General features: G+C 60.5%; 3 protein-coding genes. All 3 read right to left on the bottom strand.

Annotation, left to right across the window (positions count from 1 at the left end):
- Positions 1-208: 208 nt before the first annotated feature.
- Entirely contained in the window at positions 209-1,471 is a 1,263-nt protein-coding gene (locus tag NP589_RS21300) for a condensation domain-containing protein (protein WP_256608769.1), read from the bottom strand.
- Positions 1,468-2,346, bottom strand: coding sequence for an isochorismatase family protein (locus NP589_RS21290; RefSeq protein WP_305891086.1), 879 nt, complete (start codon positions 2,344-2,346; stop codon positions 1,468-1,470). The genes NP589_RS21300 and NP589_RS21290 overlap by 4 nt, the downstream gene beginning before the upstream one ends.
- Positions 2,343-3,178: AMP-binding protein (locus NP589_RS21285; RefSeq protein ID WP_256608768.1), on the bottom strand; the 836-nt coding region annotated here is incomplete at its 5' end. The genes NP589_RS21285 and NP589_RS21290, both read right to left, overlap by 4 nt.

Raw genomic sequence — 3,178 nt, 5'->3', positions numbered from 1 at the left:
AGGACTGGACATAGGCGCGCAAACCCCGGAAGAGATTGCGCTGTCTATCGTGGCCGGCATCCATGCCCATCTCAACGGCCGTAGCGGCTTGCAACTAGGTAATGAAGTTGTCTCAATCAAGCATGCATACAGCCATAGCTAAGCCCAGTCAATTCGGTGAGGCCGGAGTATAAGGCTAAATTTGGGTTATCCGGGTGGGGCCTGACGACTAAGACGGCTCCAAGGCTTGGGCCAGAAAATCGATAATGCCGTACCAGTGTGCCCGTAGCGTAGAGTCGTCGTAATTTTCCTCGCGTCCATCCAGATCAAGGACGATAGCGTCGCCCCTGGTCATGAACACCACGGCCAGATCTTCCACCGGCCCCGCTGCCAATGTGTGGGTATGGGCTAGGCATGGTCCGAAGCGGGACGGCGGTTCGAAAGGCATGATATTGATTTCGGTACCGAGCAGGCCGCGCGGATAACCGGCGTTTTCCAGGTCGAATTCCAAATGCTCGAAACGGTAACGCTGATGCGATCGATGCCGGGCCAGATCCGACCGAAGGCCCCGAGCCGTATCGGCCAGACCCAATTCGCCGGCCTGCCTGATAGGCAAAGGCATTACGTTCATTGCGCTGCACGGTGTACGGGCGACCGCTCCCGACGAACGCAGCATTGTGGTCAGGCCAAGCACCGTATCGCGACCGTAACCGTATCGCGCCAAATAGCCGGCAAAACCGGCAATCAATAGTTCAGGCCAACTCAAATCCAGCGCCAGCGCACGGCGTTTAAGGCGAACGGCGACCGCATCCGGCAAGGCCCCGCCGACCCGGCAACCGCGACCGATTCCGGGCTTGGGATGCGGAGACAGGGACTTGGGTTTTAGCCCGGAGAGTTCGGCGAGCCAATAGCGGCGGTCGTCCTCCCGGTCAAGCGAATTCTGATAAGCCTGATCGGCGTTCAGCACGGCGTCCAGGGTAGCGAATGCGACCGGCGCCAGCGGGTTGCCGGCAAGTAGAGCCTCGTAGTGCGCGGCGGTCCGTCGTGCGATCAATTGGAAGCCGTAGCCGTCCAGCAGCAGATGGTGAGCGCGGTGCAGCCAGACGTGGTGATCGGCTGCCCGGCGGTAAAGCTTATGCGTGTAAAGGTAGCCGCCGGCCGGATCGAAGGCTTGCCGTATTTGCCCGGATAGTTCGGCCATGAACGCCTTCCGACTCAGCTCTTCGGCGGATGCTACCGCCAAAGCCTGCAGATTGGGCTCGATGCGCTGCTGTCGATATCCCCCGCCCATCTCGACGATGCGGACCTGCAGCGTATCGGCCTCGCGCAAAGTGGCGTGCAGCGCCTGTGTAAACAAGCCATCATCGAACGGTCCATATAGCTCTGTGTATTCCGCAGCATAAAAGACGCTGGCTTCGCCGGCGAGTTGTTGACCGAGCAGGACGCCCGTTTGTGCCTGCGTTAATGGCAGACCGGGTTGAGCGCGCATCATCGTCTGCCTGCCTCAGCGGTGGCGGATTCCTGCCACAAAGCATGCCAAGCTCCCAGTGTCGGCATCGGTGCCAGCTCCGCGAACTCGGCATGGAACCCGCGTTGGCGCCAACGCTGCATCAGCGTCATCATTACCAGCGAATCCAGCCCCATCAAAAACAGATCGTCTTCATCGCCCAGCAAGTCCGGATTGATCGCCATCGCTTCCGCAATTTCGCAACGCAACACGCTCAGGCTAGGGCACGGCGGTTGCAAAGCGGCAATCAGCTCCCGAGTGCCGAGGACGCGCGCGCAGCGACCGGCGGCGTAACGCAAGGCTTGCTCGTGCTCGGCAAGGGAAAAATCGGCCAGTGCATCGCCGATCAAAAAGGGTTGGATATCGAGCATGAAGGCTTCCGCAGCAGTCATCAGACAGCCGATATGCGCATACACGCCGCAAATCACCAGTTGATCACGGCCCATAGCCCGCAGACGCGTCTCCAGGTCGCTACGTTTGAAGGCACTGTAGCGCGATTTCGGCAACACCGTGTCTTCCGGGCACGGCGCGATGGCATCGGCGATACGTTCCAGCGCCGGATCGTTCTCCAGGCCCGGTCCCCAAAAATCGTTAAGCAGTCCGCGCTCGGTCGGTGTCTGTCCACCGCGTTGTGCCGTGTACAATACCGGAATTCCGGCTGCGCGGCAGGCGGCGACCAGATCCGCGCAGCTACGTAGCAACGCCGGGATCGGTGGCTGGGTGGGATCGAAAAAATTCAAAAAATACTGTTGCATGTCGTGCACCAGTAATACCGCGCGGCGGGGTTCCAAACGCCAGTCCGCTTTTCCGGTGGGCAATTGTTCGGGAAGATCGTAACTCGGGATACGGGGTATGCTCATGTCTGGCTCCGTGTTAGGTTAAGCGCCATCGCCCGCAGCTGCGGCTTCGCGATTTTGCCGGGGGCGGTAAGCGGGAAACGGTCGATAAACTCGATACGGTCGGGTATTTTATGCGCGGCCAGTCCGCAATGGTCCCGCAAGTGCAATTTCAGGCCTAGCGCGATTTGTGTCGGTACCTCGTCCGTGATCGGTTCGGCCAATTCGACGAAGGCGCAACTGCGTTCGCCTAAGCGCTCGTCCGGTACTGCCACTAGCGCCGCATTACGCACGCGCGGATGGCTGAGCAAGTGATGTTCTACTTCCGCAGCGGCAATCTTCTCGCCCGCGCGGTTGATTTGATCCTTGGCCCGTCCCATCACTTGCAAATTGCCGTCGGCGCGGCGCAGGACCAAATCGCCGGTGCGATAAAAGCCGTCAATGGTAAATGCCTTGCGGTTATGCTCGTCGGCGCGCCAGTAGCCGCGAATGGTATAGGGGCCGCGGGTCAGCAAATGGCCGGTAGCGCCGTCAGCCAAAATCCGGTCCTCGTCGTCGACGATGCGAATTTCGTCGTCGGGCGAGATGGGCCGGCCCTGGGTTTCCAGAATGGCATCGAGGACGTCGTCCAGTCGGGTGTAGTTGACTAAGCCTTCGGCCATGCCGAATACCTGTTGCAGCGCGCAGCTCATCACCGACTGAACGCGGGTGGCGACTTTCGCCGCCAGACTGGCACCGCCCACCTGGACTAGGCGCAGGCTGTCGAGCGGTGGACGTCGATTGGCCGCGCACTCTAGCCAGAGCAACAGCAGCGACGGCACCAGGGCCAAATGGCTGACCGCTTCGGCGGCGATCA

Source organism: Methylomonas rosea (genome assembly GCF_024505055.1).
Classification (GTDB): Bacteria; Pseudomonadota; Gammaproteobacteria; order Methylococcales; family Methylomonadaceae; genus Methylomonas; species Methylomonas rosea.
The sequence above is the reverse complement of the archived record's forward strand: the minus strand, read 5'-3'. Positions and strand labels throughout refer to the sequence as shown.

What these genes read in the sequence shown, in the direction of transcription:
- NP589_RS21300 (WP_256608769.1), bottom strand. Translation starts at nt 1,471, where the DNA reads ATGATGCGCGCTCAACCCGGTCTGCCATTAACGCAGGCACAAACGGGC.
- NP589_RS21290 (WP_305891086.1), bottom strand. Translation starts at nt 2,346, where the DNA reads ATGAGCATACCCCGTATCCCGAGTTACGATCTTCCCGAACAATTGCCC.